We start from the raw sequence: 13,142 nt of genomic DNA, 5'->3' as shown, positions 1-13,142 counted from the left end.
CTGCACCGGCGGCGCGTCTATTGTGGTGTTGTGTGTCACCACTTTAGTTTTCGGGTGTCCTGATGTCAAATAGCGGAATGGAGAAAGCACTCGAAACGGAAAAAAGGGGCCGGTCGTACGGCGGCGTGGCGCCCGAGGTACGGGCCGCCGAGCGGCGCGACGCGTTGATTCGCGCGGCGACGCGCGTGTTCGGCACGGTGGGTTTTCGCAAGGCGACCGTGCGGTCGATCTGCCAGGAAGCGAAGCTGAACGATCGCTACTTCTATGCGGCGTTCGACAGCACCGAGGATCTGTTGCGCTGCACCTACCTGCATCACGCGCAGCAACTGCATGACGCGGTCGCGCAGGCGGTCGCCGCGCGCGGCGGCGAACTGCGCGAGCGCGTCGACGCGGGGCTCGCCGCGTTCTTCGCGTTTCTGCGCGACCCGTGCGCGGCGCGCGTGCTGCTGCTCGAGGTGATGGGCGTGAGCGCGGATACCGACATGACGTATCAGCGCATGCTGATCGACTTCGGCAAGCTGATCATGGCGATCGGCGCGCCGCGCGAGGCCGTGACGCCGGCGGAGCGCACCGAGCAGCGGCTGATCGGGCTCGCGCTGGTGGGCGCGATGACGAACGTCGGCGCGGCGTGGCTGCTGACCGACTATCGCGATCCGGAGGCGCAGATGATCTCCAGTTGCAGGAAGGTGCTGCTGGGGACGTTGCAGGCGGCGTAGATTCGCGGGGACGGGGCCGTTCGCCGCGCACATCAATGGTGGTCGATGAATAACAAGGAAATCATGCAGGCACGCAACCGATGGGGGCGCCGCGTGACGTCGGCGGGGATGGCCGTTTCCGTCCTGATGCTGACGGGCTGCGGCTGCTGGCCGTTTAGCGAGACCACGCGCTATGAAACCGAGTGGAAATCGCAAACGGTCGGGGCGCTGTTCAGGGATGCGGACCGGACAGGCGATGTCTGTCGCGACGCCCTCTATACGCAGCACCTCAAGGACGCGGTATCGGCCTGCAAGGACGGGGCGTATGAAAAAATCCGCAACCGCATCAGCGGCGAGCCCGTCAGGCTGTCGCTCGCGAAGGCGACCTGTGCGGAAGCGCAAGCCCAGCTGGACCAGGGCATCCCCGCCAATATCCAGGACCGGATCTTCAATCTGAACCCGTTCCCCGACGAATTTACTGCCTGCATGAGCGAAAAGGGATTCAAGCGCGAAGAAGTCGAAAAAAAGGCGTGCTACGTGAAGTTCATGTGACGGGCGAGCGACCGGTCAGCCGTTCGCGCGTTTCGGCCGACCGGGGCGTGCGCGCGGCGTTGCAGGCGTCTCCCCGAGCCTCGCCTTCATCGCATCGATGAACGCTCGCACCTTCGGCGAAGGCAGCCGCGTCGACGGATACACCGCGTGAATCCCGGCCGGCGCCGTACGCCAGCCCGGCAACAGCCGCACGAGCCGGCCGGCGGCGACGTCGTCCGCGGTCGAGAAATCCGTCAGCAGCCCGAAGCCGCCGCCCGCGAGCACGATCGCGCGGCACGCGGTCGCGGTGTTCGACACGACCGGCGCGACGCAGCGCACCGATGCGTGGCCGCCGCGCGCATCGTCGAGGTCGAGCGTATGCGGGCGCGGCAGCGACGACAACATCACGAAGGGCAGCGCGGCGAGCGCATCGGGGTCGCGCGGCAGTCCGTGCCGCGCGACGAACGCCGGGCTCGCGACCAGCCATTTCTCGTAGGTGCCGAGCTGCACCGCGCGATAGTTGGAATCGGCAAGCCGCCCGATGCGGACCGCGACGTCGAGGTTGTCCGCGACGAGATCGATCACGCGGTCGTTCGCGACCAGTTCGACATCGAGCCCCGGATGCCGGTCGCGCAGCGCGACGACGGCCGGCGCGACGACCAGCGCGCCGTAGTCGATCGGCACGCTCACGCGCAGCGTGCCGCGCAGTGGCCCGGCGTCGGACGACACCGCGTCGAGCGCGGCTTCGGTGGCACGCACGATGTCGCGGCACGCGTCGTAGAACACGCGTCCGGCATCGGTCACGCTCAGCCGCCGCGTCGTGCGCACCAGCAGGTTCGCGCCGACCTCGGATTCGAGGCGCTGCATGTGCGTGCTGACGACCGTCTTCGCGAGGCCGAGCCGCTCGGCCGCGGCCGTCAGCGAGCCGGCCTCGACCACCGCGACGAAGATCGCCAGCCGGTTCAGGTTCACGTCGCGCAGATCGGCCATCGTCGATTGTCCTATGGAAACGGATAATGTTTCCGCGATTATCCGTCTTCTGGCGACGAACGGCGAGCGCTACGCTGGAGCCGTTCGTCGCCGATCCCCGGCGGCGCGAGATTCCGGAGTGTTTCCATGTCTGCCGCCAGCAAGCCTGCCTCGCCGATCCGTGTCTATTCGTTCCTGTTGTCCGGCCACGCGCACCGCGTCCGGTTGTTCCTGTCGCTGCTCGGGTTGCCGTCGAAGACCATCGACGTCGATCTGGCGGCCGGCGCGCAGCGCGAACCGGCGTTTCTCGCATTGAATCCGCTCGGGCAGGTGCCGGTGATCGACGACGGCGGCACCGTGATCGCCGATTCGAACGCGATCCTCGTGTACCTCGCGAAGCGCTACGGCGATGCGCACTGGCTGCCGGACGACCCGGTCGGCGCGGCCGTCGTGCAGCGCTGGCTGTCGTACGCGGCCGGCCCGATCGCGTCGGGTCCGGCTGCCGCGCGGCTCGTGACCGTGTTCGGCGCGCCGCTCGACCCGGAAGCGGCCAAGCGCACGGCCGCAAAGGTGCTCGACGTGATCGATCGCGAACTGGCCGGCAAGCCGTTCGCGGCCGGCGCGCAACCGACGATCGCGGACATTGCCGCGTACACGTACATCGCGCACGCACCGGAAGGCGGTGTGTCGCTCGAACCGTATCCGCACGTGCGCGCATGGCTCGCCCGAATCGAGGCGTTGCCGGGCTTCGTCGCGATGCCGACGACCCGCGCGGGCCTGCTTGCCGCCTGACGCCTCTGCCACCGCGCCTGTTCAGGAGAATGCGATGAATGCGCCGACCGCCGTCGTCCCGGGTTGGGAACTCGATACCGCGCCGTTTCATGCGGGCGAGCTTGCCGTGCAGCAGCGCGCAGGCGTGACGGACGCGGCGAGCGCGGCCGGCCGGCGCGGGATCCGGCGCTTCATGCCGGACCAGCACCGGACGTTTTTCGCGCAACTGCCGTTCTTCGTGCTCGGCGGCGTCGATGCGCACGGCCAGCCGTGGGCGACGCTGCGAGCCGGCGCGCCGGGGTTCGTCACGTCGCCGGACCCACGCACGCTGCGCATCGCGGCGCGTGCGCTGCCGGGCGATCCGCTGGCCGACGCGTGGCACGTTGGCGCGCCGCTCGGCGGGCTCGGGATCGAATTCGATACACGCCGCCGCAATCGCGTGAACGGCGTCGTGCGCGCGGTCGACGGCGATGCGCTGACGATCGCGGTCGAGCAGAGCTTCGGCAATTGCGCGAAGTACATCCAGGGCCGCAAGCCGATCTTCGTCGCGCGGGACGTCGACGCGTCCGTCGCGCCGGACGTGTCGGATGCGCTGGGCGACGCGGATCGCGCGCTGCTCGCGCAGGCCGATACGTTCTTCGTCGCGAGCGCGAACACGTCCGCGGGGGCGGGCGCGGCGCGTGGCGCGGACGTGTCGCATCGCGGCGGGATGCCGGGCTTCGTGCGCGTCGACGACGCGCGCACGCTGACGACGCCCGATTTCAGCGGCAACCGGTTCTTCAACACGCTCGGCAACCTGCAGCACGATCCGCGCGCGGGGTTGCTGTTCGTCGATTTCGACAGCGGCGATCTGCTGTATGTCGCCGCGCACGCGGAGATCGTGTGGGACGGGCCCGTCGTCGCGTCGTTCGACGGCGCGCAGCGCGTGGTGCGCTTTCATGTGCGGGAAGTGCGGCGCATGCGGGCGGTGCTGCCGTTCCGGTGGTCGGCGGTCGAGCGCGCGCCGCAGTTCGCGGCGATGGCGATGGCGTCGAGCGGGGCGGCGGCAACGGCCGGGGAGGTGCCGTCCGCGGCCGCGCCGGCATCGGCGCCCGCATGGCGGTCGCTGCGGATCGCGAAGATCGTCGACGAAGCGCGTGCGATCCGGTCGTTTCATTTCGAGCCGGCGGACGGCGGCGCATTGCCTGCGTACGAAGCCGGCCAGCATCTGACGTTGCGCATCCCGCTGCCGGACAGCGACGCGCCAGCGATTCGCAGCTACACGCTGTCCGATGCGCCGGGCGGCGCGCATTACCGGATCACCGTGAAGCGCGAAGGGCGCGTATCGGCATGGCTGCACGATCACGCACAGGCCGGCATGACGCTCGACGCGCAGATGCCGCGCGGCCGCTTCACGTTCGATGTCGCGAGTCCGCGGCCGGCCGTGCTCGTGTCGGCCGGCATCGGCATCACGCCGATGGTCGCGATGCTGCGCCGGGCACTGGCCGATGGCACGCCGTCGCGCCGCGTCGTGTTCGTGCATGGCGCACGCGAAGCGGCCGACCGGCCGTTCGCGGCGGAACTGGCGCGCAGCGCGGCCGCCGATGCACGCGTGTCGCTTCACTGGTTCGACAGTCATCCTCACGAAGGCTCGGCCGCGCGGGGCGGCCGGATCGACATCGGGAAACTGAAGCGGCTGTTGTCGTTCGACGACTACGACTTCTACTTGTGCGGGCCGTCGGCGTTCATGCGCGACCTGTACGACGGGCTGCGCGCGCTGAACGTGCCGGACGAACGCATCCGCTTCGAGGCGTTCGGGCCGTCGAGCGTGTCGCGCAGTGCGACCCGCGAGGCTGCCGCGCCCGCGGCGGCAAGCGTGCCGGTCGTGTTCCGGCGCACGGGGCGCGAAGCTGCATGGACGCCCGCCGACGGCACGCTGCTCGAATTCGCGGAAGGGCAGCGCGTGGCCGTGCCGGCCGAATGCCGCTCGGGTTCGTGCGGCACGTGCGCGACGCGCGTGCTGTCCGGCGCGATCGACTACGCGCAAACGCCCGATGCGCCGGTCGAACCGGGCTGCGCGCTGCTGTGCGTCGCGCGGCCCGCGCAAGGCGCGACGGCGCCGCTCGTGCTGGATTGCTGACGCACCTGCGACATGCGGCCGCGGAGGGCCTGCTGCGCAAAAAGCGCGCGCAACTGCTTCTTTTTTCGGATGCCGTCCGGATCGACGATAGCGTCAACCGATTCGATAAAGGAGCCCATCATGAAACTGCTCGGCATGGTCCGCCTGGTCCTGTGGAGTTTCTTCGGCGTGCGCAACAGCAAGGCGCACGCGACCGACCTCGCGAACGCCAACTTCACGCTGCTGCCGTTCGTGGCGATCCTGCTTGCGCTGCTGGTCGGCGCGGTGATTTACGGCGTCGTGCATCTGGTCGTTGATCCGACCGTGACGATGCAGGGTTTCTGAGCGAGCGGCCGGTGAGCCGGTAGCGCGCCGCCATTGCCGCTCCGGTTCGAGGTCGCCTGATCGGCGCACGATCGCGCCGATGTCAGTGGCCGGTACGGCACCACCGGCATCGCGGCCACATCGCGTCCACATCGCGACCACATCGCCACCGTCGTCGCACCGCCCGAACCGCCTGTCCCTGTTCCCGCCTTCCCCGTTTCCCGTTCCGCCCGATTCCGCGGCCCTTCGCCGCGCCCGGGGTAAAATGCGCGCCACGCCGCGATGTCGCGCGCCGGGCAGGCCGCCGTTCCGATGAACGGCCGGCGTGAGTGCCCGCCGCCCGCACCGGGGCGTTCGAAGCGTCCCCCGCATGACACGACCGCGCGAGGCAGCCGGCCGGCCGACAGGCATCCGACGAACCCGTCGGCCGCTGCGTCGGTTCCCGGCGCGTCATCCGAATCCGATGTCCCATCCTGCGTTGTTCCGACCGGTCGGCCCGCCTGCGTGCCGCAAGGTCCGGTTCGTCTGATGAATATCGTGTCGACGCACGTGTCCGGCGGCATTCGCGGGCGCACGCTTCGCAGCTTCGTAACGGGTTTCGACAGATCGAGTGGCGAGTTTCCATCCAGAACAATGACGGTGAATAGAACAACAGCGGCGCCCGCACGGCGGCGGCGCGCGAAGGTCGGGCTCGGTGTCGGTCTCGGCGTCACGCTTTTCGCGGCGCAGGCGGCCGCGGCCCAGGGCGACACGCCCGCGCCGGGCGCCGACGCGGCGGGCAACGCGACGCTGCCCGCGATCACGGTGAGCGGCGAGCGCGGCCACCCGCTGCGCGCGCGCGAAGCGTCGGTCGCGGGGCTCGACGACGCGCCGCTGCGCGACACGCCGGCGTCGGTGAACGTGATCACGCGCGCGCTGATCGACGACCAGCAGGCAAAGCGTCTGAGCGACGTCGTACGCAACGATGCGTCGGTGGTCAACGACTATGCGCCGGTCGGCTATTTCGAAGGCTTCGCGATCCGCGGTTTTCCGGTCGATCTCGCGAGCGCGATCCGGATCGACGGGCTGACGGTGTCCGGCGAGCAGAACGTGCCGCTCGAGAACAAGGAGCGCGTCGAGATCCTGAAGGGCCTCGCGGGCATCGACAGCGGCGTCGTCGCGCCGGGCGGCGTGATCAACTTCGTGACCAAGCGCTCCGCGAACGTGGCGAGCGTGACGGGCGGCGTCGACAGCCGCGGCTCGACGTCGGCGGCCGTCGATCTCGGCCGGCGCTTCGGCCCCGACCATCAGTTCGGGTTCCGGATCAATGCGGCGAAGGAGAACATGCACTCCTATATCGACGGCACGAACGGGCGACGCACGTTCGGCTCGATCGCCGCCGACTGGGACATCAGCCCGCGCGCGAGCCTGCAGCTCAATGCCGAATTCCAGCAATGGATCCAGCGTTCCGCGCCCGGTTACCAGTTGCTCGGCGGCACCGTCGTGCCGTCGGTCAAGACGACGTCGAAGGCGCTCGGCACGCAGCCGTGGGCGAAGCCGGTGACGACCGATGCGCTGAACCTGAATGCGCGTTTCGACTACCAGTTCAACGACGACTGGAAGGCCTATATCGCCGCGGGCCGCAGCCGCACGATGATCGACGACAACAGCGCGTTCGCGTACGGCTGTTCGTATGCGGCAAGCTGCGCGGCCGGCGCGACGTCGCCGTTCTTCTTCGGCGCGAACGGCGACTACGACGTGTACGACTTCCGCAGCCCCGGCGAATACCGGCGCAACGACGATCTGCGCGCGGTCACGACCGGCAAGTTCGCGACGGGGCCGCTGCGGCACGAGCTGACGCTCGGCGTGAGCGTGCAGCGCCGCGTCGTGCACATGGCCGACGCCGTGTACGACTACGTCGGCAGCGAGAACGTCTACGGGCCCGACCTGACCTTTTCGCCGTCGCCGAATTCGCCCGGGCCGTCGTACCCGCGCCTCGACGCGTGGCAGTACGGCGTGTTCGGGCTCGATCGCATCAGCATCGGCGAACACTGGCAGGTGCTCGCGGGCGGCAAGGAAGTGCTGCTGCGGCAGCGCAGCTGGAGCAGCCTCGACGGCGAGACGACGCATACCGACCGGTCGGTGTTCCTGCCGCAGGTCGCGCTCGTCTACAAGCCGGTGAACGTGCTGTCGCTGTATGCGTCGTACAGCAAGGCGCTGTCGCTCGGCGATCAGGCGCCGGTGCGCGCGACCAACGCGTATGCGTTCCTGCCGCCCGTCGAATCGCACCAGTTCGAGGTCGGCGCGAAATACGACTGGCTCGACCGGCTCAGCCTCACGGCCGCCGTGTTCTCGATCAGCAAGCCGTTCCAGTTCGCCGACCCCGACGCGTCGGGCACGTCCTACACGTTCGTGCAGCGCGGCACGCAGCGGCACCAGGGGATCGAACTCGGCGCGGCCGGGCGCGTGACCGAGCGCTTGGGGCTGACGGCCAGCGTCGCGGCGATTCGCGCCCGCGCGGTCGATTCGGGCTCGCCCGCCTACGAAGGGCACCAGATCATCAACGTGCCCGCGCTGCGCGCGTCGCTGTATGCGGACTACGCGGTGCCGGGCGTCGCGGGCCTGAACGTGCTCGGCGGCGTGGAATACAGCGCGGCGCGCAACGCGAACGAGGAAGGCACCGCGCGCGTGCCGTCGTGGTTCGTGTTCAATCTCGGCGCGCGTTATACGACGAAGATCGGCGGCCATCGCACGGTGTTGCGCGTGTCGGTGGACAATCTGTTCAACAAGTTCTACTGGCGCGACGCAGGCGAGCAGCAGGGCGATGCGTACCTGTTCCCGGGTGCGCCGCGCACCGCGCGCGTATCGTTGACCTATGATTTCTGACCGACCGACATCGGCCGCGTGACGCGCGGCCCCGGCAGCCCACCAGGAGAGCACAGACGATGTCCCCACTCGAAATCGCCGGCGTGATCGTCAGCGCGCTCGCGATCTGGCTGACCGCGAAGCGGCGCATGCTGTGCTGGCCGGTCGGCCTCGCGTCGGTCGCGCTGTACGGCTGGATCTTCTTCGACGCGAAGCTGTACTCGGACATGTTGCTGCAGGGTGCGTTCGCGGTGCTGCAGGTGTACGGCTGGCAGCGCTGGCTCGCGCAGCGCGCGAGCGAGGCCGACGGCGAGGCGGCGCCAGCCGGCGATGTCGCGCCCGTCACCGGCGTACGGCCGCTCAGGATGCTGCCCGACCTGGTCGCGGCGGTCATCGGCAGCGCGTTGCTCGGCGGGATGATGGCGCGCTGGACCGATGCGGCGCTGCCGTTCGTCGATGCGTCGCTGACCGCGTTCAGCCTCGTCGCGCAATACTGGACCGCGCGGCGCTACATCGCGTCGTGGGGGCTGTGGATCGTCGTGAACGTCGTCTACGTCGGGATGTTCATGTTCAAGGAGCTGTATCTGACGGCCGGACTCTATGCGCTGTTCATCGGGCTGGCGGTGGTCGGCTGGCGCGACTGGAGCCGCACGGCCGCCGCATTGCGGGCAGCCGCGGGCGGCCCGCGCGCATCGGGCGGCGGCGCCCGCTGATTCACGCACGGATTCAACTACGGAGCAACGTCGGTCATGTCATTCCCCCTCGAGCCGGACGGCCCCCTGTCGCGTGACGTCGCACCGCCGCAATTCGGCGTGGACGGCGAGCAGGCCGAACGCGACTGGCCGCTGATGACGCACGACGAGGTGGCGGCCGTGCTCGCGCGGATCGACGGCGCGGGCGAGCCGGTACGGCTGACGTGGCACAGCCCGCGGCAGTTCGCGGCAGCGGTGCTGGTGCGGATGGCGGACGGGCGCGGGTTGTTCGTCAAGCGTCATCACGCGAGCCTGCGCGATGTCGCGGGGCTGGAGGAAGAGCATCGCTTCATCGCGCATCTGCGCGAGCGCGGGATGCCGGTGGTGGACGTGCTGGCCGATCGCAATGGTGCGACCGCGTTCGCGTCCGGCGAATGGACATACGAGGTGCATGTTCTCGCGCCCGGCGTCGATCCGTATCGCGGCGTGATGTCGTGGCAGCCGTTCACGCATCCTTCGCATGCGTACGCGGCCGGCCGCGCGCTGGCCGAACTGCATCGCGCGTCGGCCGGCTACGATGCGCCCGCACGGCCCGTGCGCACGCTGCTGTCGAGTTTTCGCGTGCTATCGTCCACCGACCTGGCGGGCGCGCTCGAACGCTGGGTCGATGCGCAGCCGCTGCTGGTGCGCGCGCTGGGCGCGCGCGACTGGCGTGGTGACGTGGCCGATGCGATTGGCCCGTATCACGCGCGCCTCGTGCCGCTGCTGCCCGCGTTGCCGCCGCTGTGGACGCACGGCGACTGGCATGCGTCGAACCTGCTGTGGACCGATGCGGGGCCGGGCGCGCAGGTGCGGACCGTGCTCGATTTCGGCCTGTCGGACCGCACCTGCGCGGTGATGGACCTCGCGCTCGCGATCGAGCGCAATACGGTCGACTGGATAGCGCCGGCCGATGCGCGGCGCGTCGAATACGACCAGATCGACGCGCTGCTCGACGGCTACGAATCGCTCGAACCGCTAAACGACGACGCGTATGCGGCGCTGGTCGCGTTGTTGCCGATCGTGCATACGGAGTTCGCGCTGTCGGAAGTCGCGTATTTCGGCTGCATCATCGACGCGCCGGCGATCGTCGACATCGCGTACGACGGCTACCTGATCGGGCACGCGCGCTGGTTCGGCGAACGCGACGGGCGGCAACTGCTCGACTGGCTTGTGCGGCGACGGCGGGGGAAGCAAGGGCGCGTTTGATTCTCGAGAGTGCACGGATAGCTTCCCGGGTTCGCTGATTGACATATCGCTCGAATCGAACATCAAACGCTCGTCCGGATGGGTTCGATGGACCGTTGCACGCGAGCGTTGGAGGTACACGGGTCAACGCGAGCGCGGGGGCAGTGAATGAGCCGACTTCATGTCAATGGCCGGTACAGCAGTTGTCAAGGCAGCCGGGGCTCACTTGAATGGTGACTTCACGTGTTTCCGACGTCGATCCGGCTGTACTGCTGGCGGGGTAAATTTGCGTTTTTATCTGAAGCGGTGCGTTTGTCAGACCATCGTCTATGACGACTTTCGCCGTCGCGGAAGCCCGTTTCGTTGCAAGTCGTACCGGATTGGCCTCAATCTTGGAAGCGCTCCCAATTATAGTGATCCAGTTTTGTATTGGATAATCGGAGTTCATTGCTGAAATCCATTGTCCAATTCGTATTTGCTCGGATTCTGAGATCTCGTGGCTGTTGTGGGGGAAGGCTACGAAAAATTGCCGTGATGGCAGATTTTGTGACTCCTGACATTCCGCCGCAGAGCTTGCCGGGAAAAGGAACGGCGTTGCGATAGTTGCGATTAGTGACGCAATAAAAATTCTCATGATGAATTCGGCTCCTTACTCTGCAAATAATTTTTCGCCGTAAATCACGAATCCTGTGAGTGTATCCGCGTTCCTCAATGCCTGGTCGGGATTGGCCCTTGCCCATGCGGCCGCCGTGGGATCGAGCCCGTAACGAGGGTCGCCGCTACCGAAGGTATCGACGAAGTGAGTGACTTCGTGAATGACCGTGGATAGGCGAGAATCTCCGAACATATTCTGATCGCGTAAGCCGGTACAAAACTTCATCGCAATACTGATAAGCCTGCGTTCCGTGTTGGGCCCGCAAACGTGAGCGGCTTCATTGTCGATATCGACCATGTTCGGAACACAACCTAATATTCTATCGAGATTCGGATCACTTCGAACGAAATGGTGTGGTGTTAGCGTTTTGAGAATGGAGAGATGTCGTGAGAAGCCGTCGAGAAGGTATTGTCGTGTATTTTCATCGCATCGATTGAACCAATAGATCATTCTGTCCTTGGTTGTTTTGTCATATCGCTTCAGATCGGTGATCCTGCGTTCAACCAGAATTATGGACCATTTAAGTAGTCGCGATGCCGTAATTCTAAATTGTCGATTGGTCATGTTGGGGCAGATGGGTGTTGTGTTGATGTAAACGTCAACCATCGATCCCGGGTTTGTGTTGGTGACGGCTCCGGAGTGACCGAGAAACCATTCTTTGTCTTCGTTAGCGTCAAAGTCGTACTTGTTGTGATCGAAGAGGTTTTTCATTGATTCAAAGTCTCGATTCGTAGGTTTTCAAGCGGGTAGCACGACCTTGAGGTCATAGAACAGCATGGTTTTGTTCGTGTTGCCGGGGCCTTGAACAGTCATCTTTTCGAGCGAATACGTCTATAGAACTAATTCTAAATTTCGAAAGATATTTTTTTGCTGCCGTGACCGTCCGAGCAAATATGCACGTCGATTCGGCGAGTACATCGCACCAAACATGACGGAAATATCATCTTCGCCTCATGTTCGCACTGCGGCTGGTCCGTAGCATCGGTCGCAAACCGTTACCGCAGAACCGAACATGCTCAAGCCCTACCTCGCCGTGGCCATCGTTTTCGCGATGGCCGCGACGGCTCATGCGCAGCCATCGCTGTCGCCGGGGCCGGCCCCGGCTGCCGCCGCCGCCGCGCCGATCGGCGCACCGCCGTCCGATGCGCTTCCTGCGTCGTCGTTGACGTTGTCCGACGCGCTCGCGGTCGCGGCCCGGAACAATCCGGCGCTGCGCGGCGCGCGCGCGGATGTCGATGCATCGGCCGGCGCGCTGATGCAGGCCGGCGCGCGGCCGAACCCCGAAGTGTCGTTCCTACAGGAAGGTTTCAGCCGCGCCGAACGCACGTCCACCGCATTGATCAACCAGACCATCGAGCTGGGCGGCAAGCGCCGCGCGCGGCTCGACGTCGCGTCATACGGCCGGGAGGCGGCCAGCGCGTCGCTCGATGACCAGGGCGCCGCCGTGCGCGCCGACGTGATCGCCGCGTTCTACGGGCTGCTCGCCGCCCAGCGCCAGCTTCAGGTGACCGAGGAGTCGGCCGCGATCGCCGCGCGTTCGGCGGACCTCGCGGGGCGCCGCGCGCAGGCCGGCAAGGTGTCGCCGGTCGAGGCGACCAAGGCGCAGGTCGCGGCGGCCGGCGTGCAGATCGAAGTCGTGACCGCGCGCGGCCGTGTCGAGGTCGCGCGCGAGAAGCTGAACGCGGTGATGGGCGAGGCGCGCAACGACCGGCTCGCGGTGCTCGGCGACCTGGAAACCGTGCCGCCGGTCGAGCCGTTGTCCGCGCTGACCGCGCAACTCGACGATGCGCCGCTCGCGCGGGTCGCGCGCGCCGAGATGCTGCGCTCGAACGCGGCCATATCGCTCGAACGCGCGCGGCGCATTCCGGACGTGACGGTCAGCGCCGGCGTGAAGCGCGTGACCACTGGCGGCGTGCCGGACAACCAGGCGGTGGTCGGCGTGTCGATCCCGATTCCGCTGTTCAACACGAACAAGGGCGCGCTGCTCGAGGCGACGCACAAGGCCGAGCGCGCGAATGCCGATCTCGATCGCGAACGCACCCGCCTGCGGCTGGAGTTGACGCAGGCATACGCGAATTTCGAGGCGGCCGAGCAGGAAGCGCAGCGGCTGAAGTCCGACATCCTGCCGGCCGCGCGCCTCGCGCTCGATGCGATGTCGCGCGGCTACGAACTCGGGAAGTTCAGCTTCCTCGACGTGCTCGACGCCCAGCGCACGCTGTTCCAGGGGCAGTCGCAATACGTGCGCGCGCTCGCCGGCGCCCATGCGGCCCGCGCCGATATCGGCCGCCTCGTCGGCACGCCGCTCGCGGCCGTCGCGCGATAAGCGCCCCTCCTAC

At 67.3% G+C, this 13,142-nt stretch carries 12 protein-coding genes; 9 read left to right on the top strand and 3 right to left on the bottom strand.

Going from position 1 to position 13,142, the window contains the following annotated elements; genetic code table 11:
* The first annotated feature begins 62 nt into the window (after positions 1–62).
* Positions 63–716 carry a TetR/AcrR family transcriptional regulator gene (locus MMB92_RS01615; protein WP_034178474.1) on the top strand — a complete coding sequence of 218 codons (654 nt, stop codon included), beginning with the start codon at positions 63–65 and terminating at the stop codon, positions 714–716.
* Positions 717–761: 45 nt separating this feature from the next.
* Entirely contained in the window at positions 762–1,247 is a 486-nt protein-coding gene (locus tag MMB92_RS01610) for a hypothetical protein (protein ID WP_006496097.1), read from the top strand.
* A gap of 15 nt (positions 1,248–1,262) precedes the next feature.
* Here the strand turns inward: MMB92_RS01610 and MMB92_RS01605 are convergent, their stop codons facing one another.
* The gene (locus tag MMB92_RS01605) at positions 1,263–2,216 is read right to left on the bottom strand and encodes a LysR family transcriptional regulator (protein WP_006486155.1); all 954 of its coding nucleotides are present in this window, start codon (positions 2,214–2,216) and stop codon (positions 1,263–1,265) included.
* Positions 2,217–2,342: 126 nt separating this feature from the next.
* On the opposite strand from MMB92_RS01605, the gene MMB92_RS01600 reads away from it, so the two are divergent.
* The 6 genes from MMB92_RS01600 (at position 2,343) to MMB92_RS01575 (ending at position 10,172) form a co-directional block, all read left to right on the top strand.
* Entirely contained in the window at positions 2,343–2,987 is a 645-nt protein-coding gene (locus MMB92_RS01600; RefSeq protein WP_006496096.1) for a glutathione S-transferase, read from the top strand.
* A 34-nt stretch (positions 2,988–3,021) separates the two neighbouring features.
* Complete coding sequence (locus MMB92_RS01595; protein ID WP_205670670.1) at positions 3,022–5,085, top strand: pyridoxamine 5'-phosphate oxidase family protein; 2,064 nt, start codon at positions 3,022–3,024, stop codon at positions 5,083–5,085.
* Positions 5,086–5,205: 120 nt separating this feature from the next.
* Complete coding sequence (locus MMB92_RS01590) at positions 5,206–5,409, top strand: DUF2970 domain-containing protein (RefSeq protein ID WP_006486164.1); 204 nt, start codon at positions 5,206–5,208, stop codon at positions 5,407–5,409.
* Positions 5,410–6,021: 612 nt separating this feature from the next.
* Positions 6,022–8,253 carry a TonB-dependent siderophore receptor gene (locus tag MMB92_RS01585; protein WP_060212705.1) on the top strand — a complete coding sequence of 744 codons (2,232 nt, stop codon included), beginning with the start codon at positions 6,022–6,024 and terminating at the stop codon, positions 8,251–8,253.
* 59 nt (positions 8,254–8,312) lie between these two features.
* Positions 8,313–8,945, top strand: coding sequence for a nicotinamide riboside transporter PnuC (gene pnuC, locus MMB92_RS01580; protein ID WP_006496092.1), 633 nt, complete (start codon positions 8,313–8,315; stop codon positions 8,943–8,945).
* A 36-nt stretch (positions 8,946–8,981) separates the two neighbouring features.
* Positions 8,982–10,172 carry a phosphotransferase gene (locus tag MMB92_RS01575; protein WP_205670671.1) on the top strand — a complete coding sequence of 397 codons (1,191 nt, stop codon included), beginning with the start codon at positions 8,982–8,984 and terminating at the stop codon, positions 10,170–10,172.
* Between the two features lie 163 nt (positions 10,173–10,335).
* Here MMB92_RS01575 and MMB92_RS01570 read toward each other — a convergent pair whose 3' ends face one another.
* On the bottom strand, positions 10,336–10,785 hold the full coding sequence (locus MMB92_RS01570; protein ID WP_012493149.1) for an OmpA family protein: 450 nt from the start codon (positions 10,783–10,785) through the stop codon (positions 10,336–10,338).
* A 15-nt stretch (positions 10,786–10,800) separates the two neighbouring features.
* Positions 10,801–11,517, bottom strand: a complete 717-nt coding sequence (locus MMB92_RS01565; RefSeq protein WP_226245097.1) for a M35 family metallo-endopeptidase — start codon at positions 11,515–11,517, stop codon at positions 10,801–10,803.
* Between the two features lie 301 nt (positions 11,518–11,818).
* Between MMB92_RS01565 and MMB92_RS01560 the strand changes: the two genes are divergently transcribed.
* Positions 11,819–13,129, top strand: a complete 1,311-nt coding sequence (locus MMB92_RS01560) for a TolC family protein (RefSeq protein ID WP_062885336.1) — start codon at positions 11,819–11,821, stop codon at positions 13,127–13,129.
* The last annotated feature ends 13 nt before the right edge of the window (positions 13,130–13,142 follow it).

The sequence above is a fragment of the Burkholderia sp. IO2 genome, from assembly GCF_029522185.1.
GTDB lineage: Bacteria > Pseudomonadota > Gammaproteobacteria > Burkholderiales > Burkholderiaceae > Burkholderia > Burkholderia cenocepacia.
This window is presented reverse-complemented; position numbering and strand designations above follow the sequence as displayed.

Excerpts from the sequence above, each read along its gene's own strand:
- MMB92_RS01615 (WP_034178474.1), top strand. The coding sequence starts at position 63 with ATGTCAAATAGCGGAATGGAGAAAGCACTCGAAACGGAAAAAAGGGGC.
- MMB92_RS01610 (WP_006496097.1), top strand. The coding sequence starts at position 762 with ATGAATAACAAGGAAATCATGCAGGCACGCAACCGATGGGGGCGCCGC.
- MMB92_RS01605 (WP_006486155.1), bottom strand. The coding sequence starts at position 2,216 with ATGGCCGATCTGCGCGACGTGAACCTGAACCGGCTGGCGATCTTCGTC.
- MMB92_RS01600 (WP_006496096.1), top strand. The coding sequence starts at position 2,343 with ATGTCTGCCGCCAGCAAGCCTGCCTCGCCGATCCGTGTCTATTCGTTC.
- MMB92_RS01595 (WP_205670670.1), top strand. The coding sequence starts at position 3,022 with ATGAATGCGCCGACCGCCGTCGTCCCGGGTTGGGAACTCGATACCGCG.
- MMB92_RS01590 (WP_006486164.1), top strand. The coding sequence starts at position 5,206 with ATGAAACTGCTCGGCATGGTCCGCCTGGTCCTGTGGAGTTTCTTCGGC.
- MMB92_RS01585 (WP_060212705.1), top strand. The coding sequence starts at position 6,022 with ATGACGGTGAATAGAACAACAGCGGCGCCCGCACGGCGGCGGCGCGCG.
- pnuC (WP_006496092.1), top strand. The coding sequence starts at position 8,313 with ATGTCCCCACTCGAAATCGCCGGCGTGATCGTCAGCGCGCTCGCGATC.
- MMB92_RS01575 (WP_205670671.1), top strand. The coding sequence starts at position 8,982 with ATGTCATTCCCCCTCGAGCCGGACGGCCCCCTGTCGCGTGACGTCGCA.
- MMB92_RS01570 (WP_012493149.1), bottom strand. The coding sequence starts at position 10,785 with ATGAGAATTTTTATTGCGTCACTAATCGCAACTATCGCAACGCCGTTC.
- MMB92_RS01565 (WP_226245097.1), bottom strand. The coding sequence starts at position 11,517 with ATGAAAAACCTCTTCGATCACAACAAGTACGACTTTGACGCTAACGAA.
- MMB92_RS01560 (WP_062885336.1), top strand. The coding sequence starts at position 11,819 with ATGCTCAAGCCCTACCTCGCCGTGGCCATCGTTTTCGCGATGGCCGCG.